The sequence below is a fragment of the Syntrophobacterales bacterium genome (assembly GCA_031274925.1).
Classification (GTDB): Bacteria; Desulfobacterota; Syntrophorhabdia; order Syntrophorhabdales; family Syntrophorhabdaceae; genus PNOM01.
On record JAISPL010000040.1, the window covers coordinates 12,975 to 39,339 of the forward strand.

General features: G+C 49.2%; 21 protein-coding genes and 1 tRNA gene. 18 read left to right on the plus strand and 4 right to left on the minus strand.

Annotated elements, in window-relative coordinates:
* Positions 1 to 73 precede the first annotated feature (73 nt).
* The 9 genes from LBQ00_06980 to LBQ00_07020 all read left to right on the plus strand — a co-directional run bounded on the left by LBQ00_06980 (position 74) and on the right by LBQ00_07020 (position 10,424).
* Positions 74 to 158, plus strand: a tRNA-Leu gene (locus tag LBQ00_06980).
* Positions 159 to 636: 478 nt separating this feature from the next.
* On the plus strand, positions 637 to 1,389 hold the full coding sequence (locus LBQ00_06985) for a 3-oxoacyl-ACP reductase FabG (GenBank protein MDR2018597.1): 753 nt from the start codon (positions 637 to 639) through the stop codon (positions 1,387 to 1,389).
* A gap of 48 nt (positions 1,390 to 1,437) precedes the next feature.
* On the plus strand, positions 1,438 to 2,547 hold the full coding sequence (had, locus tag LBQ00_06990; protein ID MDR2018598.1) for a 6-hydroxycyclohex-1-ene-1-carbonyl-CoA dehydrogenase: 1,110 nt from the start codon (positions 1,438 to 1,440) through the stop codon (positions 2,545 to 2,547).
* 31 nt (positions 2,548 to 2,578) lie between these two features.
* Positions 2,579 to 3,721: a 6-oxocyclohex-1-ene-1-carbonyl-CoA hydratase gene (oah, locus tag LBQ00_06995; protein ID MDR2018599.1), complete on the plus strand. Its 1,143-nt coding sequence runs from the start codon at positions 2,579 to 2,581 to the stop codon at positions 3,719 to 3,721.
* Between the two features lie 132 nt (positions 3,722 to 3,853).
* Positions 3,854 to 4,624 (plus strand): enoyl-CoA hydratase/isomerase family protein, encoded by a 771-nt coding sequence (locus LBQ00_07000; protein ID MDR2018600.1) that lies wholly within the window; start codon positions 3,854 to 3,856, stop codon positions 4,622 to 4,624.
* A 19-nt stretch (positions 4,625 to 4,643) separates the two neighbouring features.
* Positions 4,644 to 5,816, plus strand: a complete 1,173-nt coding sequence (locus LBQ00_07005; GenBank protein MDR2018601.1) for a Xaa-Pro peptidase family protein — start codon at positions 4,644 to 4,646, stop codon at positions 5,814 to 5,816.
* Between the two features lie 481 nt (positions 5,817 to 6,297).
* The gene (gene radA, locus LBQ00_07010; protein MDR2018602.1) at positions 6,298 to 7,623 is read left to right on the plus strand and encodes a DNA repair protein RadA; all 1,326 of its coding nucleotides are present in this window, start codon (positions 6,298 to 6,300) and stop codon (positions 7,621 to 7,623) included.
* Positions 7,624 to 7,713: 90 nt separating this feature from the next.
* Positions 7,714 to 8,340 carry a hypothetical protein gene (locus tag LBQ00_07015; protein MDR2018603.1) on the plus strand — a complete coding sequence of 209 codons (627 nt, stop codon included), beginning with the start codon at positions 7,714 to 7,716 and terminating at the stop codon, positions 8,338 to 8,340.
* A 284-nt stretch (positions 8,341 to 8,624) separates the two neighbouring features.
* Positions 8,625 to 10,424 (plus strand): hypothetical protein, encoded by a 1,800-nt coding sequence (locus LBQ00_07020; GenBank protein MDR2018604.1) that lies wholly within the window; start codon positions 8,625 to 8,627, stop codon positions 10,422 to 10,424.
* 3 nt (positions 10,425 to 10,427) lie between these two features.
* Here the strand turns inward: LBQ00_07020 and LBQ00_07025 are convergent, their stop codons facing one another.
* The 4 genes from LBQ00_07025 to LBQ00_07040 all read right to left on the minus strand — a co-directional run bounded on the left by LBQ00_07025 (position 10,428) and on the right by LBQ00_07040 (position 14,612).
* Positions 10,428 to 11,159, minus strand: a complete 732-nt coding sequence (locus tag LBQ00_07025; protein MDR2018605.1) for a glycosyltransferase family 2 protein — start codon at positions 11,157 to 11,159, stop codon at positions 10,428 to 10,430.
* Positions 11,160 to 11,372: 213 nt separating this feature from the next.
* Entirely contained in the window at positions 11,373 to 12,500 is a 1,128-nt protein-coding gene (locus tag LBQ00_07030) for a hypothetical protein (GenBank protein ID MDR2018606.1), read from the minus strand.
* An 8-nt stretch (positions 12,501 to 12,508) separates the two neighbouring features.
* Positions 12,509 to 13,975, minus strand: a complete 1,467-nt coding sequence (locus LBQ00_07035; protein MDR2018607.1) for an MBOAT family protein — start codon at positions 13,973 to 13,975, stop codon at positions 12,509 to 12,511.
* A 274-nt stretch (positions 13,976 to 14,249) separates the two neighbouring features.
* Positions 14,250 to 14,612, minus strand: a complete 363-nt coding sequence (locus LBQ00_07040; protein MDR2018608.1) for a hypothetical protein — start codon at positions 14,610 to 14,612, stop codon at positions 14,250 to 14,252.
* A gap of 766 nt (positions 14,613 to 15,378) precedes the next feature.
* Between LBQ00_07040 and LBQ00_07045 the strand changes: the two genes are divergently transcribed.
* The 9 genes from LBQ00_07045 to LBQ00_07085 all read left to right on the plus strand — a co-directional run bounded on the left by LBQ00_07045 (position 15,379) and on the right by LBQ00_07085 (position 26,030).
* A complete protein-coding gene (locus LBQ00_07045) occupies positions 15,379 to 17,343 on the plus strand; it encodes an aldehyde dehydrogenase (protein ID MDR2018609.1) in 1,965 nt (654 codons plus the stop codon).
* The gene (locus tag LBQ00_07050; GenBank protein MDR2018610.1) at positions 17,336 to 17,875 is read left to right on the plus strand and encodes a (4Fe-4S)-binding protein; all 540 of its coding nucleotides are present in this window, start codon (positions 17,336 to 17,338) and stop codon (positions 17,873 to 17,875) included. The genes LBQ00_07045 and LBQ00_07050 overlap by 8 nt, the downstream gene beginning before the upstream one ends.
* A gap of 34 nt (positions 17,876 to 17,909) precedes the next feature.
* Positions 17,910 to 19,061, plus strand: a complete 1,152-nt coding sequence (locus LBQ00_07055; GenBank protein MDR2018611.1) for a (Fe-S)-binding protein — start codon at positions 17,910 to 17,912, stop codon at positions 19,059 to 19,061.
* 24 nt (positions 19,062 to 19,085) lie between these two features.
* Positions 19,086 to 19,316 carry an FAD-dependent oxidoreductase gene (locus LBQ00_07060; protein ID MDR2018612.1) on the plus strand — a complete coding sequence of 77 codons (231 nt, stop codon included), beginning with the start codon at positions 19,086 to 19,088 and terminating at the stop codon, positions 19,314 to 19,316.
* Positions 19,317 to 19,448: 132 nt separating this feature from the next.
* On the plus strand, positions 19,449 to 22,226 hold the full coding sequence (locus LBQ00_07065) for an FAD-dependent oxidoreductase (GenBank protein ID MDR2018613.1): 2,778 nt from the start codon (positions 19,449 to 19,451) through the stop codon (positions 22,224 to 22,226).
* Positions 22,227 to 22,328: 102 nt separating this feature from the next.
* Positions 22,329 to 23,021 carry a hydrogenase iron-sulfur subunit gene (locus LBQ00_07070; GenBank protein MDR2018614.1) on the plus strand — a complete coding sequence of 231 codons (693 nt, stop codon included), beginning with the start codon at positions 22,329 to 22,331 and terminating at the stop codon, positions 23,019 to 23,021.
* An 18-nt stretch (positions 23,022 to 23,039) separates the two neighbouring features.
* The gene (gene nuoE / locus LBQ00_07075) at positions 23,040 to 23,492 is read left to right on the plus strand and encodes an NADH-quinone oxidoreductase subunit NuoE (GenBank protein MDR2018615.1); all 453 of its coding nucleotides are present in this window, start codon (positions 23,040 to 23,042) and stop codon (positions 23,490 to 23,492) included.
* Between the two features lie 10 nt (positions 23,493 to 23,502).
* The gene (locus LBQ00_07080) at positions 23,503 to 25,428 is read left to right on the plus strand and encodes a 4Fe-4S binding protein (protein MDR2018616.1); all 1,926 of its coding nucleotides are present in this window, start codon (positions 23,503 to 23,505) and stop codon (positions 25,426 to 25,428) included.
* A complete protein-coding gene (locus LBQ00_07085) occupies positions 25,425 to 26,030 on the plus strand; it encodes a (2Fe-2S)-binding protein (GenBank protein MDR2018617.1) in 606 nt (201 codons plus the stop codon). Before LBQ00_07080 ends, LBQ00_07085 begins: the two co-directional genes overlap by 4 nt.
* Positions 26,031 to 26,365: the final 335 nt, after the last annotated feature.

The window sequence follows — 26,365 nt, forward strand, 5'->3', positions numbered from 1 at the left end:
TCTCTCCCTTCACGGTGTTTATTGACATTGATCAATATTATTTGCTAAACTCTAATAGCTTATAAGACATAAGGCCGGAGTGGTGGAATAGGCAGACGCGCCGGACTCAAAATCCGGTGGAGCTTGGCTCTGTGCGGGTTCAAGCCCCGCCTCCGGCATTAACGCTCTTTTGTTGATTCCCGACTTTAACAGGACAACAGGCCTGCACCAGGAAAGCATTGTTTAGCGCGGGCGGTACTGACTGCATGAAGCAGGCGAACTCTAAAGCCACTGTCGCCAACATATAATAGACAAAATGTCGTTTCCCCAATGCTGTATGCTTTGCTTCTTTATGATTGACACGTGGTCAATAAGAGGGGATAAAAGAGCTTGATTTCCGCCTGATTGGTCAAGTATGAGGATATTCCATGCAGAACCTTGGGGATAGTAGAGATGAGCGCATAGGCAAGGAACGCGCATCTCCCCCGGGCGCTTTCAGCTCTTCCTGTTCCGGCGACTCACGACTGCCGTCAGGTGTCATGAAAAGCAGCACTTGTGAACATGTTTTTTAATCTTTTGTCTTGACATAATTTGACGTTCAAATATAATATTATAGTTAATACTTTTTTTCACAATTAAAATAAAAGCGAGGTACCTATGAAGCTAGAGGGCAAGAACGCCGTTGTCACTGGCGGTGGACGAGGGGTAGGAAGGGCTATTAGCTTAGCATTTGCCAAAGAAGGCGCGAATGTCGTCGTGAATTATGCTGGGAATCAGACTGCGGCCGACGAAGTAGTAAAGATGATTCAAGGCATGGGCAGAAAAGCTGTTGCCGTAAAGGGCGATGTAGGTCAGGAAGAAGATGCCAAGAGAGTGGTTGACGCCTGTGTGGAGAATTTCGGGTCTATCCATATTCTTGTCAACAACGCGGGTATTTCCAAACCGAAAATGCTGCATAAGCTTGATGTTCCCACATGGGACGAAGTAGTCAATGTGCAGATGAGAGGCCCCTGGCTTACGACCAAGGCGGCTTCGAAGTATTTCATGGAACAGAACTATGGAAGGATCATAAACGTCACCTCGGTGGCGGGTGTGGTGGGAACCATTGGCCAGATTAACTATGCTGCGGCGAAAGGCGGGGTGATATCTTTGACCAAATCGGCAGCCAGAGAACTCGCGAAGTTTAAAGTCACGGCAAATGTCATCTCTCTCGGTATCGTCACCACCGAAATGACCCACACAATTTCAACGGATGAAAAATTGAAAGAAATTTACACAAGAAGGATCCTCCTCGGAAGATACGCGGAACCGGAAGATGTGTCGCCGGCATTTGTGTTTTTTGCATCAGATGACTCACAATACATTACGGGTCAGCTCCTGTGTGTAGACGGTGGCTACGGAATGACGTAAGAAGCGAGGAGGGGGTGATGATTTTTAATTCAAATACGGAGGTGTTTTATGGCTGATGTACCAAAAACGATAAAACAGTGGCAGATGGTCCAACCGACTTCGGTTAACAGAGAGACGAAAGAAGTAACGCCCGGCAAGCTTGAGATTGCCGAGATACCGGTGCCCGAGTTGAAAGAAGGCGAAGTGCTGGTACAGGTGGCGGGTTGCGGCGTATGCCACACCGACCTTGGTTACTTTTTTGACGGTGTCCCGACTGTAAGTAAGCCACCCTTGGCCTTGGGTCATGAGATCGCCGGGACGGTCGTAGCAGGCGATGCCGCATGGATCGGGAAAGAGGTAATTATCCCTGCAGTTATGCCTTGCAGAAAGTGTATTCTCTGCAAAACAGGCAGAGGAAACAGATGCCTTGCCCAGAAAATGCCTGGAAACAGCATAGGCGTGTATGGCGGTTTCGCGAGCCACATCCCGGTACCCACGATTGACCTTTGTGAAGTCAAGAACAGAGGCGGCTATGCCCTTGAGCAGCTTGCCGTTGTAGCGGATGCGGTTACCACCCCGTACCAGGCATGCAAAAGAGCAGATCTCCAGCCCGGAGACAACGTAATTATCATCGGCGCAACTGGCGGAGTCGGCGTGTATATGGCCCAGACCGCCAAAGCTCTCGGCGCGAAGAACGTGATCGGTATCGCCCGTAACCCTGAAAAGCTGAAAAGAGCTCTCGGATTCGGCTGCGATGCAGTAATCAGTACCTTAGATAAGACGAATAAGGACATTGTCGGCGAGTGGAGAAACTTCTGCAAAACGACCGGCGCCGTAAATACGGGCTGGAAGATATTTGAAGTAACAGGCTCGAAAGCCGGTCAGGACTTGGCTCTCGACCTTCTCTCCTTCGTAGGTAAGCTCATCCTCGTCGGCTTTGGAATGGCGAAGAGCGAGTATATGTTCTCCAAGCTGATGGCTTTTGACGCTGAAGTTATCGGAACTTGGGGTTGTCTGCCGGAGTATTATCCGATCGTCCTTGACATGGTACTGAGCAAGAAGATACAGATCGACCCGTTTGTCGAGGTCAGAAAGATGAGCACGATCGCAGCAACATTTGCAGAGATTCATAAGGCGGGATCCCCTGAGAAGAGGGTAGTCCTTACGCCTGATTTCTAGTAACATTTATCAAATTTAAAGGAGGAAAATTATGTTAGATTGGATGCCAAGAGAAGAATCAATGAAAGACCACAGCAGACATGGCACGAACCACTGGGGAACGGAAGCCCCGTGTACCGTGTATGAGAAGAAGCCCCTTCTGGATGCAAAGGGCAACGTAGTTCCCGGTCTTTACGTAGCATGGATCAGACTCAACAACCCGAACCAGTACAACTCCTATACCACCGAGATGGTGAAGGGCGTCATCGCCGGTTTCGAGAATTCCTCCACAGACCGCTCGGTTGTTTCCGTAGTCTTCACTGGCACGGGTCCGAATGCGTTCTGCACCGGCGGCAACACGAAAGAATATTCAGAGTACTACAGCATGCGTCCTGAAGAGTACGGCTCATACATGGAACTCTTCAACAATATGGTAGACAGCATATTAATGTGCAAGAAACCGGTAATCTGTCGCGTAAACGGCATGAGAGTTGCCGGCGGCCAGGAAATCGGCCTTGCCTGTGACATCGCTGTATCCTCCGACCTCGCCATTTTCGGCCAGGCAGGCCCGAGACACGGTTCTGCCCCTGTGGGCGGCGCCTCCGACTTCCTCCCGTACTTCCTGAGCGCGGAAGACGCGATGTGGAACTGTGTAAGCTGCGAAATGTGGTCAGCATACAAGATGAAAGCAAAGAACCTGATCTCCAAGGCTCTTCCTGTCCTCAAAGACGACAAGGGCGCATGGGTACGGAATCCTCAGGTCATCACCGACACATTCGTGAAAGATGGCGAAATCGTGTACGGCGAGAACAAGGCCGGTCAGGAAGCAAAAGACGCGAGAGCATGGGTAAATGAGAAACTGAAAAACAACGCCTATGATTTCTCACTTCTCGATGGAGAAGTAAACCGCATCAGCTTGATCTTCGCGAATCTGTTCCCGGGCTGCTTGATGAAGTCAATTGACGGCATCCGCCAGAAAAAGAAATTCTTCTGGGATACCATGAAGAACGATCACAGATATTGGCTGGCAACGAACATGATGGGCGAGGCTTACTTAGGCTTTGGTGCTTTCAATACCAAGAAGATGACCGGTATGGACACCATTGATTTTATCAAATATCGTCAGCTCGTCGCAGACGGCGCGCTTGTGGACGACAATTTCATGGCAGCAGTTATGGGTAAACCGCAGAAGTAACAACGAAAAAAGAGAAAGGGGGGATTTGTCCCCCCTTTTTTTATTACTGGTTCCTGGCTCCTGGTCCTCCCGCGGGGTCGCCCGATTCCGCTGGGAACCGGCGCTTGAACCTTATCCGAAGGGAGAATTACTATGGCTTACAATTTTATAACTTACGAAAAAAAAGATAAAACGGCCCGCGTTACCCTGAATATGCCGCCCTCCAACTGGATCACCATTTCCATGATGAATGAGATTAACGATGTGATCATCAATGCAAAGAAGGACCCGTCCCTGCAGCTCCTGATTTTTGACCATGCGGGAGACAAGGCGTTCTGTGACGGTGTTGATGTGGCGGACCATACGCCGGATAAAGTAGGCGACATGATTGAGGCTTTCCACAGGATGTTCCGGCTTATGGCTGAACTTGATTGCACCACCGTGGCGGTAGTAAACGGCCGGTCCCTGGGCGGAGGGTGCGAACTGATGGCATATTGCGACATCGTGATCGCATCAGAGAAATCGAGAATAGGCCAGCCTGAAATCGCGGTAGGTGTATTCCCTCCCGTGGCAGCGGCGTGGTTCCCGAAGATCATCGGCCTCAAGAAAACATATGAACTCCTCCTTACCGGCAAGATTATAAGTGCCAAGGAAGCAGAGGCGATCGGTCTTGTCAACGTGGTGCTGCCCGTTGAAGGCTTCAAGGAAGGAGTTGATAAGTTCCTGGCAGATTTCCTCAATAAAAGCAGACCCGTTGCCATGTGGACGAGACGGGCAATCAAAGCAGGACTCAATGTCGATTTCCTGGAAGCCCTCAAGGCATCGGAAATGATTTATCTCCACGACTGCATGGCCACCGAGGATGCAAGCGAGGGGATTTCTGCATTCATGAATAAGAGAAAAGCGGTCTGGAAAGACAAGTAAAGAACTGCAATATTCCTCTATGATATATGCACCACAGGAAGAGATTTACAACAGGATAGAGAAACTCAAGGTACTCATGGAAAAGGCCTCTCTGGACGGGGCCTTTTTCCATTATAAGATTGATTATTTCTATCTTTCTGGCACTATGCAGGATTCTCTGCTTTTCGTGCCGCTCAAAGGGGAACCTATCCTTTTCGTAAAAAGGGAGATGTCGAGGGCCGGAAGGGAATCGCCTCTTAGCGAGATGGTCCCCATGCGGTCCGTCAGGGACGTAATTTCCCACATCAAACCCATGAAAAGAGTGGGACTTCAGCTCGACGTGATTCCCTACAACGATGTGGTGAAGTTCAGAGACGTGACGGGCGATGCAAATCTGACCAATGTCTCGCCCCTTGTGAAAGAGTTGAGGAAAATTAAATCGCCCTTTGAAGTGCGCCTCATGGAGAGGGCGGCTGATATACAGAAGAAAGTGTACGGTATTGTTCCCCATGTGCTAAAAGAAGGGATGAGCGAGATCGAAGTGGGAGGTATTCTTGAGGCACATGCAAAGAAACTGGGACACGAAGGACTGCTCCGTGTCCGGTCTTATAACTACGAGGCCTATACCTGGCACATCCTAAGCGGACGTACTGGAACCATCGTGAGCCAGTCGGACTCTCCCATGGGCGGTCTTGGGCTTTCGCCGGCATTTCCCGTGGGAGCGAGCATGAAAAAGATCAGGAAAGGTGAGCCGATACTGATCGATTTTGGTATATGCTATCACGGGTACCAGGTGGACCAGACGCGCATGTATGCCATCGGGTCAATGCCAGATCTCTTTGTGAAAGCCTACGAGGCGTGCCGGGAGATCCATTACCGTGTTCTCGACAAAGCGCTCACCGGGGCGACAAGCAAGGACTTATTCGAGGAGTCGGAAAGGCTTGCCGTCGAGATGGGTTTCGGTGACGCCTACCTGGGTTACAAGCCCCATAAAGTGAGATTCTTGGGTCATGGAATAGGCATTGAATTGGCCGAGTTTCCCTTTATTTCAGCAACACACGATTACCCTATCGTCGAGGGAATGACGTTTGCCATAGAACCGAAAATGGTATTCCCAAAGAAGGGGGCGTGCGGTATAGAGAACACTGTTCTCATGGAAAAGGATGGATACAGGATACTGACTGATATGGATGAGAAAATCGTCATTATATGAGAATCCTGTTTAGCGCTGGCTGTTTTTTTCATATTCCGGCAAGAGATTATCCATTGTTACCGGAAAAGCAGGTTTCAAAGGCTGCGATCTGGTGATCTACGGCCGCTATATTGACAGGGCCAGGGAGTGTCTCAAGATGCTTCCCGCATCCCGTCCAGATATTTGGTGTACACTCCTTTCTGTCAAGATGAAGCCCTGAGGCGATGTGACCGGCAAAAGTTCTTGGAATTTTTTGAGACGAAACGGCTGAAGCGTGTCCATATTAGTGATTACGTCAATTTCAGGAGCTGTTTATTCTATAAAAAGGAGCCGTTGTTGCCCATGGCCATATTCCTTAACGCCATGAGAAAGCTTGACTGTCAGGGATTCATTGCTTTATGAGTTTGTTCTTTAAGAAACTGCCGAAGGCGTGGAAGTAGCTTATCGCCATGTTTTCTTATCAGGTTTCGTTTCTGAAACCGTGTTCATGGAAGGCTTTAGAATGAAAAAGAAGACCGTTTTTGTATGCGAAGGCTGTGGCTATGAGACAGCCAAATGGATGGGGAAATGCCCCAGGTGCGCTGGATGGGACACGTTTAAGGAGCTCAGGGTAGAGAAGGACGAGACTACCGCCCCGGAAAAACCCGTACTTGTCTCCGATGAGGACCTGACGGAGGAACGGGTGGTTCTCGGTATTGAAGAAATGGACAGAGTGCTGGGGGGCGGCCTCACGTGCGGTTCCGCCATCCTTCTCGGAGGCGACCCCGGCATAGGCAAGACGACCCTCTGTTTTGAGATAGCCTCCAGGATGGTCGAGCTGGGTCATGGCGTTCTCTACGTTTCCGGGGAAGAGTCTCTACGTCAGCTCTCCGCGAGACGGAAGAGGCTCATGCTTGGGAAACCGTTCCCCATACTTACCACCAACCGGCTGGAAGACATCCTAAGTGCGTTGAACGAACACAACTATAACCTCGTAATTATAGACTCTATTCAGTCAGTCTACAATTCCGAACTTCCCATGCTTCCAGGAAGCCCTACCCAGATCAGAGACGTATCGTCCAGGCTCATAAGGGAGATGAAAAGACAGGAGACGGCACACATTTTTATAGGGCACGTCACAAAGGAGGGCGCCATCGCGGGACCCAAGATCCTGGAGCATATGGTTGATACGGTGCTTTATTTTGAAGGAGATAAAACACTGTCTTACCGTATGCTCCGGGCGATAAAGAACCGTTATGGATCGGTCGACGAGGTCGGTATTTTCCAGATGCAGAAGGGAGGCCTCGTGAGCGTGGAGAACGCCTCACAGTTCTTTGTCTCTGAAAGGAGTGATATCGGCTCGGGCAGTACGCTATTCCCCCACATTACAGGGTCGAGGCCAATCCTGCTTGAGGTCCAGGCCATTACCCCGAAAACGAATTTTGCCATGCCCAAAAGACTCTCCCTTGGGTACGACATGAACCGTCTGTCGATCCTCATTGCAGTTATCGAAAAGGTGTTAGGCAAGACTCTGTTCGACAGGGACGTATACGTGAACGTGACGAGCGGCATGAAGGTAGGTGAGACCGCCATTGATCTTTCCGTTGCCGGCGCCATCCTGTCGAGCTACTTGGACCTCAATATCGGGAAAGACACGGCCCTCTTGGGAGAAGTCGGTTTGACCGGAGAAATAAGGAGGGTCGCAGGGGCGGACATGAGGATCAAGGAGTGCGAGAGACTGGGAATCACCAGGATTTTCTGTCCAAGAGGCGCCGAGGGTGTAACTGGCATGGATATTGTCCCGCTTAAAAATCTCAAAGACTTCCATGACCGCCTGATCAAGAGGTAGCCCACCTTCCTTTGGAAAGAGAAACCTGTTGACGCAAAAGTTAACGTGGATTATTCTTTAGGCCAATTTTGAGATAAGGATTTCTTTTTCATGCTTTTCAATTCCTACGAATACCTTCTCCTTTTTCTGCCCCTAAGCCTGATCGTCTATTTCGGACTGAACAGGTTGCACCTTACCCTTGCGTCGAAGATATGGCTGATCGTAACGTCTCTTTTCTTTTACGCTTGGTGGAACCCCAGATGCCTGCCTCTGCTTATCATATCAATCTTGATTAATTTCTCGATAGGTACCGCGCTCTCCCGTTCCGGCATCATGAGTGATCTTAACCGGAAGGTTCTCCTTATATTCGGAATATGCGTAAATACCCTCCTTCTTGGATACTATAAGTATACCGATTTTGTGATCGCCAACCTAAATCAATTCTTTCACTTCGATTTCAGGCTTCAGCATATCGTTCTTCCTATCAGCATAAGTTTTTTCAAATTCACACAGATCGCGTACCTTGTGGACGCGTACAAAAAGACAGTCAACGAATACGATCTTCTCAATTATTCATTGTTCGTAAGCTTCTTCCCTCACCTCGGCGTTACAGGAGACCTGATCCTTGCCAGGATCTTTCATTATAATCCGCCGGCAGTACCTCCCGATTTCGGGATTCTGGTGACGAGAAGCAATATTGAAGAGTATCTTGCCGATTTAGAAAGACAGGCGCCGTGAAATGATAAGAGACTGTTTCAATCAATTGGATTTCCACGATTTGGCATGCAAGGTAAAAACTTTCCATCACCTCTCTTGGGGAGAGAGCGCCGGAGTGAAAAGATGAAGTTATACTTCGGCGATATCCCTCCGCGTGCCGCTTTGAGGTTCAAATGAGACCTTCCAAGCAAGAGGTCCGGTTCCTGCTGTTATTTCTTCTGTTTGGCTGCGCATTCGCTGCAGCATTTTTTTTCCGTAATCTATTATCCCTTCCTTTCAGTAATCCCTGGAATGTGTTGGGGCCAATGGCCATCGTGAAGCAGAACCCCAACAACAATATATTGCGCTTCCTGTTTATAATCGGTCTCCCTTCGCTGCTATTACTGCTTATCTCTTGTTTCTCCTCCTTAAGGAAATTCTTAGGTAATGAACCGGCGGAAACCGCTGAGTTTCCCGCTCCTGAGTGTGATAAGACATGGATAAGAACGGTCCTGTGGCTCGCGGTTATCGCTGTTGTGGCCGTGGTGGCTGGAAATTATTACACCTACCATAAAACGTCCGTGTTGTTCGATGAATTTCACGAAGGGGAGACCTTGGGTGCCGCAATCGACTATTTGAAGGGGAGAGTGCCCTTCAGGGATACCATATTTGTCCACGGTGTGTTTCAGGACCCGCTCCGCAGTGTGCTCGCTTTCAAGATATTTGGGAAATCAATCGCATCAGTTCGGACCCTCGAGTCATTGATGCAAATCCTTAGCCTGTTCCTCTTCTCGGCCTCCATCTTTTTTCTGTTCAGGAGAAATATCTACTATTCGGCAGTTGCGCTGGCGGTCCTGCTCATCATCATGCTGGTAAATCCCTTTCATCTTTCCTTCATTATTATTACGCGGGACGTTTGTCTCTGGCTCTTTATCATCGTCTCGGTTCTTCTCGTAAGCCATATGAGAGACGACGCGGAAGAGACGTCGGCCGGAGGAGAAGGGCGTGTTCTTTTCTTTCTTTTCAGCTTTATTCCTATGCTGGCACTTGTTCATTCCGTGGAAAGAGGATTTTTCCTTCTCGCCGCATCGCTCATAAACGGCATCCTTATCTATCTCTTCCATTTTCACGGAAGGGACCGGAAGGCACTGCTATGTCACGGCCTTGGATATGTTGCTGGCCTCCTTGTCCTCGGCTTCGCCATCGGCTGGGCGTACAGGGATTTTTTCCTGTACAACGTGGTTATTATGCCAAAATATAAGGGACTCCTTGATGCCTATCTCTATCCCTTCGAGAGGGCCAGGTATCTGCTGCCCGTAATTTTCATCGCAGCAATACTCTGGTTTCTCACCATCCGTTTCGTGAAATTGATGCGTTCTTCAAAAATGGGAGTCATTCAAAAACTCAAGGCCTTCTACATCAGGTATTTTATTGAGATAGTCCTGGCCATGGTCTCGGTCTTCTATTTCAGGAGTCCTCTCGGGAGAGCGGATACCATCCATGTGAAGTACGTGTCGGCCTCCATATTTATTGCCGGAGTGTATATCCTGATGAAGCACTATCTTGCGCCCATGCTTATGAGGAAGGGGTGGACGGGGGCAAAAGCCCTTGGAGTCGGAGCCTCCAGCATGCTCGTTCTTTTTATTTCCTTGTACACGCCAGACCTGAATTGGAAAGAGTTCTATGACTTTCCGGCAGGAACTCCCGACGAAGAGATCGTATCTTCCGACGACTTGGAAGTTGCCGCATACTTAAAGACTAACCTAAAGGATGATGAGTACTTCCTTACCATGACGAACGAAGCGACATGGTACTATCTTGTGGATAAGGCGAGCCCCACGAGGTTCCAGATCGTATGGCTCGCATTGCCTTACTTCTTTCAGAATGAGATAGTTGAGGATTTGAATAAGAAGAACGTCAAGTTGATCCTTTATGAGAACCGCAAGATATGGATGAAAATTGATGGGATATCGAACGAAAGAAGGCTGCCTATCCTTGTGGACTACATCAGACGCGAGTATGTGCCTTACAAAAAGATCAAAAACAGCGAGATATGGATTCGCAGGTCAGCGTTGGAAGGGAAGCATCGGGACGGAGAATTCCTCATGCCGGGTACGGTAAGGTGACGGTCAGTTTCCTTTCAGGAGTCCGTATTTCATGATGCAGTAAAGGGCCCTCACGCCGTCCTTCCAGTTTATTTTTTTACCCTCCCGGTATGTCCTCCCATAATAAGAAATGCCTACTTCGTAAATCCTGACGCCGGGAACGCGTGCGACCTTGGCTGTCACCTCAGGCTCAAAGCCGAACCGATTTTCCCTGAGTCTGATTCCCTTTATTATGTCGGTCCTGAAAAGCTTGTAGCACGTCTCCATATCCGTGAGATTGAGATTTGTAAGCAAATTGGAACAAAAGGTGAGAAACCGGTTGCCTATGGAATGGGAAAAGAAGAGCACCCTGTGGGCTCCCCCTCCCATGAACCTGGACCCGTAGACTACATCAGCATGTCCGTCCAAGAATGGCTTCAAAAGCAGCGCGTATTCATCGGGATCATACTCCAAGTCGGCGTCCTGGATGATGAGACAGTCTCCAGATGCCTCCATTATGCCTGTGCGTAATGCCGCTCCCTTGCCCAAGTTGGTCTCATGCTTCAGATAGCGTATCTCTGCTGCAGGATTTTCCCTCTGATACCTCTTGATTTCTTCCTCTGTATTATCGGAGGACTCGTCGTTTATGACAATGACCTCTCTGGCGATTCCGTTCGGGAGGCTGGCTTTATTGATTTTACCGAGGACGGCGAAGATCGTCTTCTCCTCATTGTATACCGGCACAATTATCGACAGTTTTGATATCTGTTGTGGCATAATTTTCTATTGCCCCTCGTATATTGTCGGCCACTCTGAGGTGAACCGGGTATGTTCGGGTCAGTAGTTTCCTGAGCAGTATGACGTACCGAACTTCCCTGCGTCAAGACAATTTTAGCTTGGGTGTAGCGATCCGGTGAAGACGGCGGGTCTGGTACCAGTCAACAAATTACATTCCATTCTTTATCGCTCAAAAATCAAGAAAATTATGTCTCAACGAGACTTAGGGGAGATTTTGCCCTCTTTCTTCCCGGATATGGCATCGGCCAGCAACTCTGCGGCTATCCTTACCCCTTCTGCGCTCCAATGGGTGTCGTCGGGCAGATATAGAACCGGACCGTTTCTTCTGTATGCCTCATCAAAGGCGCTCTGAAGGTCTATGGTTTCTATGCCCTTTTTCCTCATAGCGTCGATCGTTTGGCCGAGGAAGACAGGCTTTTTCTTTGATGGAAGAAGGTCGTGATAAATATTCTCTTTGTTTGGAATAGGAAGGAAGATGAATCTTATGTCCATACTTTTGAGTAAGTCGTTGTAAGATTTGACCACTGTCAGGGCCCTTTCTAGTTGGTCGGGCGGGACATCCTGGACTGCCAGGTCTCCAAAAAGGAAATGCATTGAGGGGATGTTTTGTTTCGGAGGCGGGATCTTCTCTCCATGGAGAAAGACCATCGTGATGGCCCTCCTCACACTTGCCCGATAATAATGGAGCATGTTGGCTTTGAACAGGCGGTCGACGGGTACCGCGACGCCCTGTAGTGAGCGGAACCCTTTTATGGCGGATCTAAGTTCCATAAACTTCCTCTCTAACACGGACGGGTATGTGAGTTCCGGCTTAAGAGTGCGGAGCGAAGGGACATCCCGTTCTATTGTAGCCACTATCACCACGCGGGGTTTATCGTGCGTCAACTGCCGGTCCCGGAGGAATACGTTGAGGCTTGCCGGCGCAAACGAATAGACCCGTACCCCGAGTCGGCTCTCCAGGGCTACAGAGAGGGTATCACTTTGGGTAAGGCCGGTGCCCACCGTATTGGAGTCCCCAATAATCACAATTTCCGGTGCCCTGGTGTCATCCCTGTTCCTGTAACCGAACTGATCTGTATGCCACTCCACCGTTTTTTCGAGGGCGTAGACTGTATGGTGCGTGATATCGCCCTGCTCTGTCTTGGTTATGCTTATCCTCGGATAAAAGTATCCGGGGAGTATATTTTTGAGCGTGTCCACCTTCACGGACTCCCACACTCTGAACGTGAAAAAGTCCAAAGGGAGCGCGAATATCTCGACGAGCGCCAGAACTACGAACGGAGCAGCGAAAAGTATGGATTTTGTGACAAACTTCTTCACGGGATCCCTTAAAATTGAAAATATATAAATTGTTTGGAACCAAAATTGCTAAGGAGGAGTATTGCCGCAACAATGGCATAATAGGCGGCCCATCGCAGCCAGATTGGTTTAGAGCGGAGCATGTTCCGTACGTTCCCCCTCACCTGAAGCGTGTGGACCATCCCCATGACGGTGATGGAGACTATGGCCACGCAAAACTCAAAGAAGTGAGACGATACGAAAGATGCAAGCGTGTTGGTGCCCGCTGTTTCCGAGGCGCTCCCCCAGCCAGTAAAAAGCTTTGAGACTATATAGAAGGCGTCCGATATCGTGTTTGCCCTGAAAAAGATCCACGTAAAGGTCACGAGGCAGAACGTAATGGCCATCTGGATGCCCTGGTGGAGTCGGGGTAACCGGACAAGTCCGAGTGTGGCAACCGTTTTCTCTCTCGCGCTCTTGGTAAGGACAGACAGAATATAGTAACATCCATGAATGGCTCCCCATACTACAAAGGTCCAGTTTGCTCCGTGCCAGAGGCCGCTCACGAGAAATACGATCATAATGTTCACATGCCATCGGGGAATGGAAATTCGACTGCCCCCCAACGGTATATAAAGGTAGTCTCTGAACCATGTAGAAAGCGATATGTGCCATCTTCTCCAGAATTCTGGAATTGAGCGTGAGAAATAGGGTCGTTCGAAGTTGTTTATCGACCCGTAGCCGAATACCTGGGCTATTCCTATGGCAATGTCCGAGTAGCCGGAGAAATCACAGTAGATCTGAAACGCAAAGAAGAGCGTGGCCAAGGCGAGAGTGGGCGCATCATACTGACCCGGCTTGCTGTATACCAGGTCGACCATGATGGTCAAGGTGCCTGCAATTACCATTTTTTGGAAAAAACCCCACAATATCAGTTTAAGTCCGTCTGAGACCCTGCGGTAGTCGAACATCTGTTCTTCGCGGAACTGGGGAAGGAGTCTCGTCGACCGGTCAATGGGGCCTGCGATCAGTTGAGGAAAAAAAGCGACGTAGAGGGCAAAGAGGCCGATATTCCTTTCCGGTTCTAGTTTTCCCCGGTAGACATCAATTGTGTAGCTCATTATCTTGAAAGTGTAGAAAGAGATGCCAACAGGGAGGGCGATGGAAAAGACCGGGATTGCCGCCGCCACGCCATGGTGATGGAATACCGTCCGAAGGGATTCCGCAAAAAAGCCTAGGTATTTCAGTGAAAAGAGCAAACCTGCGTTAATAGTGACGGTCAGAGCGAGGATTGTCTTCTTTCCCCTTACGGTGATGGATCGACCGAGTCTGATGGCCAGATAGTAGTTGACTACTGTGATGAGGCCGAGAAGCGCCGCATAGGATGGTTCCCATGACATATAGAATACATAACTGCCGAAAAGAAGGAGCATCCACCGGAAGCGAGCCGGTATTGCGAAATAGACGAAACCGATGCCGATGAAAAAAAGGAGGAACTCGACGGAATTGAATAACATACAATTAACGCAACGCCGTAGCCTGCCGCATCATACATGGCCGCAGGTCTTCGTGCATTCCTTATTACCTCTCCTTGCGGACGGGATCAGGCAGGACTTCCGGGTGGATGATTCGTTCCTGCCAACCGTACATCAAACCCTCCATTCTATCATATAAATGAGAAACTTCAAGTGGTTTCTTCTATCTGCCAACATGCGTCCGGCGAGACCATTTACCCGGTTCCCCGAACACTCGCGGTTCCCTGCCACTCTGATACGTGTCCGCCCGTTGTCGTTACCTGGTGGGGAAAGGGCGCTTCTGTATCAGTTCAATATCGACTTGGTCTGCGAAGGATTCTTTCAGTGCCTGGGTGAGTTTATCGTAGTCATCCTGGCGTTCCATTTCCAGTACGAGCTCACTCTCATCCAGAACTTTCATTTTAGCATGCTTTTTGACCACCTCGATAACTTTCACCGGATCGGATGTTACCCACCCCTTCATGCGGCGAATGAGCTCTTCACCGGTGAAGGGCCGTTCAATCGTCATCTGTATTTCTCTTTTCTTCGCTTCCCAACCCACCAAGGCAGACCGGACGATCCTAGGCGTGACGGGGTCATGCATAGCCGCGCACCTGAACCATAATTTTGCTCTGACCATTTCTCTCACCTCCAAGGTTAACATGAACGAATCATTCAGGATAAATGTTTTTCATGATTTTTGTCAAGGGTAACCAAGCCTTAGAGCGTTGCGCTAGATTTGGCTCCTGTGGGGCTGATATATCCTATATTTATCAATATAATAGATTATTGGTTAATTAAAAAGAATTTTAAGCAATAATGAGAAATGATATAATAATTGAAAGAATATTGGTCAAAATTAAATACATATCACATATAATGTATTCAAAAGATAGTATTTAGGGCGGATAATAGTATTTATCTTTACTTGCAGGCAACTATTGCAATTAAAAGCCATTTAGAAGCCAATAAATGATGTTGCCCAACCGTGATGACAAGATTTATTGTGATAGAATTCACTTGACAAATACCATTTTTTCAATGTATTTAAGTTACTAAAATATTCCTATGACATAATTTGTGGTGAGCGCACCTGTTTATGGAGTGGCAAGTATATTATTTTTGACTTTGCGGGTAGAATTTAAAGTGAAGCGCTTACTTGACGGATAAGCTTTGTTTGCAGTAGAATATTGTTGCTTTCCTTATGAAAAAAAGATGTGGAATTGAAAGCATAACGAGTCTAAACGGATTACTTGCGGGAGAGACGAAAACGGTGTCGGTTAAAGCTTAAGTGCCGATATACTTCTCCATGTGAGAATTTGGACAAACTTACCCCTGCATGCCATGGCTTGGGGGAAGACATATAGATGCAGAGTCAATAAAGATAACGAAAAAGGGGCTAAGAGATGAGGTACGCAGAGACAGGATATAATTTAGAGATTGATTTGGCAACAGGAAACGTTGAAAGGGTGGAAACAGACCCGCGACTGACGGAACTTCACCTGGGTGGTCTGGGCACCAACGCCAAGATGATATGGGACAGGGTCCCTGCGGACGTTAAACCCTTTGACGCCGAGAATCTGCTTATATTCAGCAGCGGGCTTTTATGCGGCACACCTGCGCCGGGCGCCAATCGTACGATTGTAAGCGCCTATTCCCCTCAGACCGAGTTATTCGGGTATTCAATGATGGGGGGATTCTGGGCGCCGGAATTGAAATATGCAGGCTATGACAAGGTGGTTCTTCGGAACAAGTCCCCGAATCTGGTGTACATATGGATAAACAACGATAAGGTGGAAATCCGTGACGCCTCTCATCTGAAGGGCAAGGGCGCTGTTGAAACTGCGGAGCTTATTAAGAAAGAGATAAATGATCCTGGCGCACAGGTGGCGGCCATCGGTCTTGCCGGTGAAAATAGGGTTTTCATGGCGTCCATTGAGCAGGGCCGTTCAAGCGCCAGCCGGCTCGGGTTGGGTGCCGTCATGGGTGACAAAGGGGTAAAGGCAATAGCCGTCCGCGGGACCAAGGATGTAAACCTTGCGAAACCAGCCGAGTTTGTAAAACTTTGCGAAGAAGTCCTGGACTATATAAAGCTCCGCGAAGAAAACCCGGTCCCCGGCGTTATGCCGATTCTGGCCGGTCTTGGGTCGCCCCAGGAGATGAAGCACATTGATGAGAAGTGGCACACTGAAAACTTCATGTGGGGGAACTCCCGTGTCCGGAGAAAAGATTTCTGGACCAAGGAAATTGCAGAGAAATGGAAGGATGTCCAGCTGAACGTACGGACCAGGCTGATAAGCTGCTACAATTGTCCGATGAAATGCGGTGCCATAATCTCCGTGCCGGGTATCTCGACTTACATGATGAAATGCTTCTCAAAACTGACGTATGCAATGGCGGCTTTTGTCGACGATCTGGACTTCGGTTTCAGGATCGCGCAGCGCGCCACTGAATACGGAGTAGATGGATTCTCAGTGCCTCAGGCCATGGCCTTTGGTTTTGAACTTCGAGAGGAAGGCATCTTGGGCGAGGAATATTTTGAAGGATGTCCATCAGACAACGAAGGGAAGTTTTATTGGATGCTCGACAGGCTTGTTAGACGCGAAGGGATCGGAGATATTCTTGCTGACGGTACTTACTGGGCTTCCAAGAAGATCGGCAACGGCGCAGAAAAGTTCGCCCACAATAATATCAAGAAACATGAACAGTTGCCTCTCAAGCTCGGAATGCTGAACCCCGTTTATTATCTCATGTATGCAACGGGCGAAAAGATCAATATCACGCAGATTGAAGGGCAGTTCCCACAGTCGCCTTTCCCTACCATGGAAGAGAGAGAAGCTTTTATAAAAGATTGGATTCAGTGTCCGGACGACAAATTTAAGAAATACCTCCTTGACTGGGAGTTAAGAGGAGAATTCGCGAATCCCACGTATCCTACCCCTGAGATTGCGAGTGATATTGTCGACTGGCAGGAGATGATACATTACTTTGACGATGCCCTCGGCATCTGTGCAGGTCTGTCGTCATTCCCCCTGAAGCCTCCGTACCATATCCACAATTTCCCGAAGATTATCTCGGCGGGAACGGGCATGGAACTGGACGAAGAAGGCCTGAAGGAGATTTACAAGAGAAACAGGAATCTAGTCAGGTCCCTTAATGTAAGGCGAGGAATGCGGAGAGCCGATGAGGTTCCGCCTGAAGACCATTGGAAGAAGAGATTCCCCGAGCTTGAACAGAAGCTTCTGGATACCTACTACGAGATGAAAGGTTGGGACAATGACGGTATCCCCAAGAAAGAGTCTTTAGAGAGACTGGGCTTGGATTATGTAGCCGAAGACTTTGAGAAGAGAGGTATAATCAAAAATGGCTAAAGTAAAAAAGAAAATCAAAACAATCAAAATTGATCTTGATAAGTGTAACGGTTGCCGGGCATGTGAGGCGATATGCTCCGCCTTTCACGCTACCCCAAAATATAGCAGTAATAACCCGGCCAGGTCGCGCATCCGTATGATCCGCGACCCGCTGAGAGACGTGTATGTTCCCGTGTACGCGGGTGAGTATACAGCGGCAGAGTGTATGGGCAGGGATAAATATATAATTGACGGAAAAGAATATGATGAATGTGGTTTCTGCAGGGCTTCCTGTCCGTCGCGTGATGCTTTCAAAGAACCGGATTCTGGTCTCCCGCTCAAGTGCGATATGTGTGAAGATGACCCGCCTCTGGATAAACCCCTCTGCGTGAAGTGGTGCCTCAACGATGCCTTGATTTATGAAGAGAGGGAGGAGGAAGTGGAGGAAGACATAAAGGCGGAAGATGTTCAGATAGGGTTGGAATCCATGGTTGACAAGTACGGAATGGAAAAAGTGATGGATACCATTGTCCGTATGTCGCAGAAGGACTAAACCACATTAAGGCAAAATAAAGAGGATAAATAACGTGGAAACTGTAGCCCCCTTTAAAGAGGTAATCGACGAAATAAAAGAAAAAGGCGGAGATCAGGTCAGGTACTGCTACCAGTGCGGCAAGTGTGACACAGTCTGCCCTTGGAACAAGGTGACGAAGTTCTCAATGCGCAAGCTCATACGGGAAGCGACCTTCGGTCTCACAGAGATTGAGAGCGAAGAAATCTGGCGTTGCACCACGTGTGGCAAGTGCCCCCAACGTTGCCCAAGGGATGTGAAGCAGATTGATGACATGATGGCCCTGAGGAGGATGGCAACAAGTTACGGTGTCTTTCCTGGGACCGTAAAGCCAGTGAAGACGGTAGCCTCAGGTCTTAGCGCCCAAGGAAACCCCTTCAATGAAGAGCGTAGCGCCAGGACGGCATGGGCGGAGGGTCTCTCGGTAAAACCTTTCAAGGAGGAGATGGAGATACTATACTTTCCCTGCTGTTACGCCGCCTATGATCCGAGACTCAAAAAGGTAGCACAGGCCACCGCAAAGATTCTGAACAAGGCGGGCGTGAGTTACGGGATTTTGGGTGCCAAGGATAGCTGTTGCGGAGAGAGCGTCCGTAAGACCGGAAACGAAGACCTTTTCAAGAAACTCGCCAAGGAGAACATCAAAAATTTTATTGACAACGGAGTAAAGAAGATTCTTGTCTCTTCTCCCCATTGTTACCATACTTTCAAGAACGAGTATCCCCAGTTTATGGTGAACTTTGAGGTGATCCACATCTCCCAATACCTTTCTGAACTTGTAAACAGCGGGAAGCTCGAGATTAAGAAAGCTTATGAAAAGAAAGTTGCTTACCACGATCCATGTTATCTCGGTCGCCATAACGGCGTATTCGATGAACCCCGGGAGGTCCTGCAGAAGACCCCTGGCATAGAGATGGTGGAACTTGCCGAGACAAAACTCGACAGCACATGTTGCGGTATGGGTGGAGGCAGGGTCTGGATGGAGACGGAAAAACATGAGCGCTTCTCGAATATCAGGGTGGAACAGGCGATTGAGACTGGGGCGAAAGAGCTGGTTACTTCCTGTCCATACTGCATTGTTGCTTTTGAAGACAGTCGTCTGGTAATGAACAAGGCGGATGACATCGAGATCAAGGATATCACGGAGATTCTCCAGGAAATAATTTAGAGAATGAAGATGAGGTGATAAGAGGTGGAAAACGTAATAGAGTTAAAGACAAATATTCAACAACTTCGTAAAACTCTCGGAGATGCGGATTTCGGAGATGTCATGGTTGTTGGCGGAGGTATCAGCGGCATTCAGGCTTCCCTTGACTTGGCCACCGCAGGGTTTAAAGTGTACTTGGTCGAGAAGGCTCCGTCGATCGGCGGCCATATGGCCCAGCTCGACAAGACCTTTCCGACCAACGACTGCTCCATGTGAATACTCGCACCTAAACTGGTCGAGGTCGGCCGGCATCCAAATGTAGAGGTACTCACCTATACTGAAGTAAAAGATATAGAAGGAGATGTAGGAAACTTTAAGGTAACGTTAACAAGAAAGCCTCGGTATATTATTGAGGAGAAATGCACAGGTTGCACGAGTTGCGTGGAGTACTGCCCGGTTAAGTATCCAGATGAGTTCAACCAGGACATATCACAGAATAAGGCGGTCCACATATACTTTCCCCAGGCGATTCCCCTGGTTGCGTATATTGATGAGAGCTGTCTTTATCTCAAAGAAAAAAAGTGCCGCATCTGTGAAGGAGTCTGTAAGAACGATGCCATTGATCTCAATCAGGAACCTGAGAAATTAGAGATCAATGTGGGAGCTGTCATTCTGGCGGCGGGATTCGATTCTTTCGATCCCAAGGTACGAGAGGAGTACCATTACGGGGATTTCGAGAACGTGATTACCAGCATGGACTTTGAGAGACTCTTGTCCTCTACGGGTGCCTATGGCGGAGAAATACTGAGATCGTCAGATCTCAAGCACCCCAAGAAGTTAGCGTGGATCCAGTGCGTTGGGTCCCGCCAGGTTATTGAAGGAGGCAACAGTTACTGTTCGGCTGTATGCTGTACGTACACGCAAAAACAGGTTATTCTTACCAAAGACCATCACCCAGAATCGGAGTGCACAATCTTCCATAATGATGTCCGCTCCTATGGGAAAGACTTTGAACGGTACTACCAGAGGACGGAAAACCTCCCTGGTGTCCGTTTCTTTAGAAGCTATACCTCCATCGTGAGAGAGGACCCGGTGACGAAGAATATCTTCGTCAGGTACTCCACTGCGGAAGATGGGGTGAAAGAGGAAGAGTTCGACATGGTGGTGCTCTCCATCGGCCTTAATCCTCCGAAGCAGGCCAAAGAACTGTCCGATAAGTACGGCATTGAACTCACGGACCATAATTTCGCGAAAATCTCCGAAACCAACCCCATGGTTACCAACAAGGAAGGCATCTTTGTGACCGGTGCGTTCCAGGGTCCCGTTGACATCCCTGAGTCTGTGTTCAGTGCCTCCGGCGCCGGTTCTCAGATTGGTGAGCTTTTGGACTACCGTCGGGGTGCTCTTACGAAAGAAAGGATCTATCCAGAAGAGAGAGATGTCTCCCAGGAAGAACCGAGAATAGGAGTTTTTGTCTGCCATTGCGGTGCGAATATCTCAAGCGTTGTCAATATCTCCGACACAGTCGAATACTGCAAGACATTGCCCAATGTGGTCCACGCGCAAAACCAGGTATTCTCGTGCGCTACCAACTCGGCGAAAGAGATTACCGACATTACCAAAGAAAAAGGTTTAAACCGGGTAGTGGTCGCTGCGTGCTCCCCGAGGACCCTTGAGCCCCTTTTCAGGGACACCCTCCGTGAGGCGGGAATAAACCAATATTACTATGAGATGGCAAATATAAGGGAGCACAACTCTTGGGTCCACTCGAAAGAGAAGGAAGAGGCGACCAAGAAGGCAAAAGATATCATCCGCATGTCGGTGGCCCGCGCCTGCCATTTGGAACCCCTCCAGGAATTCGATCTTCCAGTTGACAAAAGGGCTCTTATAGTTGGCGGAGGGATGGCCGGTATGACGTCCGCCCTTTCCATTGCAAAACAAGGCCATGAGGTCTACCTTATTGAGAAAGAGAATGATTTGGGCGGTATGGCCAATAAGATCCATACCACCTTAGAGGGGCTTGATGTTCAGGCCTACCTCAAGGACCTTAAGAAAAAGATCTACGAGAATCCGCTGATCCACGTCTATACAAATGCGACGATCACCAATGCCACGGGTTACATTGGGAACTTTGTCACTACCGTGAAGTCCGACCGGGGAGTGACTGAGATCAAACACGGCGCGTCGGTTCTCGCCATAGGCGCCGAAGTCTATAAACCTACGGAGTACCTATATGGTCAGGATGAGCGGGTCATGACCCACTTGGAACTGGAAGAAAAGATATTCCAGGGAGACGAGAAGGTCGCGAACGCCCAAAGCCTCGTTATGATCCAGTGCGTGGGTTGCAGGAACGAAGAGAGAAACTATTGCAGCAGAATCTGTTGCAGCGAGTCTGTGAAAAATGGGTTGCTTCTCAAAGAGAAGAATCCGGACATGGATATTTACATCCTTTTCAGAGACGTGAGAACCTATGGTCTTCGGGAAGACTTCTACCGCGAAGCGGCAGCCAAAGGTGTGCGGTTCATCCGCTATGAGCAGACGGACCCGCCGGTTGTGGAACCGGGTGAGGCTGAGGATGGACGGGAAGTCCTAAAAGTAACGTTGACCGATTACGTTCTTGGCAATAAAATTGAGCTTGATGCCGATGTGGTGGCCCTGGCGGCAGCTGTCATCCCCTCTTCAGCCACCAAAGAGATTGCGGGATGGTTTAAAGTAGTCTTAAGCCCGGACGGATTCTTTAAGGAAGCCCATGTGAAACTGAGACCGGTCGAGTTTGCGACGGACGGCGTTTATCTCTGCGGACTTGCCCATTATCCCAAGTTTATGGCTGAGACAATCAATCAGTCCTATGGAGCTGCGGGCAGGGTACTCACACTCCTCTCCCACGATACGGTCGTTGCCTCTGGCTCCGTCTGCGAGGTGGACGAGGATAAATGCGTCTCCTGTGGGGCATGCATCACTGCATGTACCTATGGAGCCATTGATTTCTACGAAAGTCCGAATGGAAGAAAGGCGCGGGTGAATCCTGTCCTCTGCAAGGGAGACGGTCTTTGCAATACGAAGTGTGCCACGAGCGCTATAATGTTGAAGCACTTTACCGATGAAGAGGTTTTAAGTGAGATTGATGCGGGAGTCTCCGATGAGGAGATCATACGCCAGATTGATAAAGCGATGGGAAACGCATAGAAGAATAAAGCCGGGAGGTGAGAAAGAATGAGTGCAGCACTTAAATTTAAACCGAAAATATTAGGTTTTGTCTGCCACTGGTGAGCGTACGGAGCTGCTGACCTGGCTGGAGTTTCCAGACTGCAATATACAACTGAAATGAGGCTTATTCGTGTCATGTGTTCCGGCAGAGTGGATATGTCATTTGTACTCCGGGCTTTCTCGAAGGGAGCAGACGGTGTGTTTGTAGGGGCCTGTCATTTAAGCGAATGTAACTATATTACCCATGGTAATTACCATACCTTGAACATGGTGCTTCTGCTGAGAAAAGTGTTGGAACAGATGGAGATAAACCCGGAAAGACTCAGGATGTCATTTATGTCCGGGTCCGAAGCAAACCTGTTTGTCGAACATGTGAATGATTTTGTCAAGAAGGTGAAGGAACTTGGACCCTTGGGTAAAAGCGAAGAAATAGACCCGGAGATCATGAAGTTCAGGCTTAATACGGCAACAAAACTTATCCCTTACATAAGACTTGTTGAAAGGGAAAGGCTCCGGGCGCCCGTTATGTCGGAAGAAGAGTATTACAAGTTCTTTGCGTCTGAAGGGTTGGGGAAATTGTTTAACGAAACAATTGTGGAGAAATTGGCTATAGGCCAGATCGTCTCCCTCCTGAAGGGAGGGCCCCTTACCACGGCGGAAATTGCGACGGGCATAGGTCTTACCCCTTCGGAGGTTTCGAAGCACCTTAACAGTTCGTCAAGACAGAGACTGGTAAGGTACGATACAGAGCAGAATCGCTATGCCCTGGCGTGAGAGAAGAGGATAGAACACATGAATAACGAGAAAATCGACCAGATCATTGACAAACATCACAGCGAGGCGAGTTCGCTAATCCAGATACTGCTTGAGATCCAGAGCGAGTATCATTGGCTTCCCAAGGAAGCTTTGGAGAGAGTGGCTGAGAGACTCCAGGTCCCCATGACCAGAGTCCAGCACATTGCGACTTTTTACAAAGCCTTCAGTCTGGTTCCTAAGGGACGTCATGAGATCCACATCTGTATGGGTACCGCCTGCCACGTGAGAGGCGCTTCACGCGTTCTCGATACAGTGGAGGAACTGACAGGGATCAAGCCAGGAGAGACAGACCTCGACCTGAAATTCAGTCTGCAGACCGTGAACTGTTTAGGTTGTTGCGCCCTTGGGCCCGTGCTGGAGATAGATGGAAAGACCCACGGCAAGGTATCGCCCGCCCAGATGGCGGAAGTGCTAAAAAATTACGAGTAGGAAGAACATTATGGCGCGTATAAATTCACCATTTGAATTGGAAGAACTCAGGAAGCAGATTCTGTCGGTAAGAGACCCGAACAAACCTTGTATCACGCTATGCGCCGGATCGGCCTGTAACGCCTCCGGTAGCAGGGAGGTTGCCAGAAGCCTTGAAGAGGAGATTCAAAAGCAGGGCTTGAGCAGTACTGTGGATATCAGGCAGACGGGTTGCCACGGATACTGCGAGCGGGGTCCCATTATTGTCGTGGGCCCCGAGAAAATATGCTATTTTCAGATAAAGCCGGAGGATATTGCTGAAATAATCACCGAGACTATCGTGAACAAGAAGGTGGTGGATCGTCTTCTTTATGTTGATCCCGCCACCAACGAGAAAATTGTCCATGAGCACGACATTCCTTTCTATAAAAACCAGGAGCGTATCGTTTTCGGCGCTAATAGCAGTGTCGATCCGAAGAGCATTGACGACTATCTGGCGATCGGGGGTTACAGTGCCCTTGCTAAAGCCCTCTCCCAGATGACCCCGGATGGGGTGTTGCAGGAAGTGAAGAAGGCAAATCTCAGGGGTCGTGGCGGTGGAGGTTTCCCTGCAGGTGTGAAATGGGAAGGGTCCCGCAATGCGCCCGGAGATATCAAGTACGTGATTGTAAATGCTGACGAGGGTGACCCAGGGGCGTACATGGATAGGTCCCTATTGGAAGGGAATCCTCATGCGGTCTTGGAAGGTCTTGCCATTGGCGCCTATACGGTAGGCTGTTCCGAAGGTTACATCTACGTCCGGCAGGAATATCCCTTGGCCGTTGAGAACATCTTTACCGCCATCAGGCAGGCTGAAGAGTACGGTCTCTTGGGCGAGAACATCCTCGGTACAGGCTTCAGTTTCAAGGTAATCGTTCATCAAGGTGCGGGCGCTTTCGTTTGTGGTGAGTCAACTGCCCTTATGACCGCCCTTGAGGGGAGGGCCGGAGAGCCACGACCCAAGTATATCCGTTCTAACGTTGTGGGCCTCTGGGGAAGACCGAGTGTGCTCAACAATGTGGAGACTTGGGCGAATGTTCCCCTTATTATCAATAAAGGTGCCGACTGGTTTACCAGTATCGGTACTGAGACCTCAAAAGGAACAAAAATCTTTTCCCTCGTGGGAAAGATCACCAACACGGGCCTCGTTGAAGTGCCCATGGGTACCCCAATCAAAGATATAATCTATACGATAGGCGGCGGTATTCCAGGAGGTAAGAAATTCAAGGCAGTACAGACCGGAGGACCATCCGGAGGATGCCTCCCCGAGAGCCTTCTTGATCTGCCCGTCGGTTTTGATGAGCTCACCAAGGCAGGCTCAATGATGGGTTCAGGCGGCATGATCGTAATGGATGAAGATACGTGTATGGTGGACGTTGCCCGCTACTTCCTCGACTTTCTGACCGATGAATCGTGCGGCAAGTGTGTTCCCTGTCGTGAGGGTATGAGGCAGATGTTGAAGATCCTCACAAATATTACCCAAGGCAAAGGGAGGGAAGGCGATATTGAGCTTCTTGAGGAGTTGGCCGAGACCGCCATTGAAGGAGCCCTCTGTGCATTGGGTAAAAGCTCACCAAATCCGTTTTTGAGTACCCTCAAATATTTCAGAGACGAATACGAAGCCCACGTGAAGGAAAAAAGATGCCCGGCACTGTCCTGTAAGGAATTGATTTCCTTCTACATTGAGCCGGAGAAGTGCAAAGCCTGTATGACCTGCGCCAGGAAATGTCCCTCGGACGCGATTATAAGCGGCAAAAACCTGATCCATATCGTTGACCAGGAGAAATGTACGAAGTGTGGAACATGCTTCGACGTATGTCCTCCTCGTTTTCGTGCGGTGACGAAAATCTCAGGCGTGCCTGTGCCGCCCCCCATACCTGAAGAAGCGAGAACGATAGTCAGGGAGAAACAAAAATGAGTGAAATCCTCTTTGAGATTGATGGAAAACAAGTAACGGCGAAAGAGGGGATGACCCTCCTTGAAGCAGCAAAGACTGTAGGGATAAAAATACCCACCCTTTGCTACCACGAGAAGCTTGAACCCTTTGGGGGTTGCAGGCTCTGCATCGTGGAGGTGGAGAGCCGCGGGTGGACTAAACTCGCTGTCTCCTGCGTCTACCCCGTGGAGAAAAATATTATCGTAAGAACGAGGTCCGAGAAGGTGGATAGGATCCGAAGAATGATCCTCCAACTTCTGCTTGCCCATGCCCCTGATGCTTTTGATCTTCAGGATCTGGCAAAAGAGTACGGCGCGGATAAAGACCGTTTTGAGAAGGAACCTTCTTTCTGCGTCCATTGCGGTCTCTGCGTAAGGTATTGTGATGAAGTGAAGAAAAAGAATGCTATTGGCTTTGTTGATAGAGGTATCCGCAAAGAGATTAACTTCATCCCTGATATTGCCGCAAAGGAGTGCTGGAATTGTAAGGAATGCTTTCCCCTCTGCCCCACCGAGGCGCTCCAGGCAGCTTTCGTGCTTGTTGAGGCCCTCGCATTTCCGGCGGCTGAAGCCGCAAAAGGATAACGTATTTATATCTCCGGACCACCAGGCCCGGATGATTCACGATGTCAGCCGATGCGGGCCGTCTACGGGCGGACCGCATGCGGGCTTACCTGCTCTGCCATTTCAAACTAATCGTGGCCGTTGATTGAATCCTGCAGGATTAGAATTGAGGTTTGTTTTCAAGGAATGCGCTGCATAGGTCTTAAGGACGGGACATTGAGAATGGACCCCGCATTCCGGCTCCATGAGGTGAAAGCTCCACAACCGTCTTGAGGAATCAGGCAATAACGGCAGGTAGGATGAAATCGCTTGGGGTGTGAGCCGGAGAACTTGACAACCGTGATGAGGATGAGATT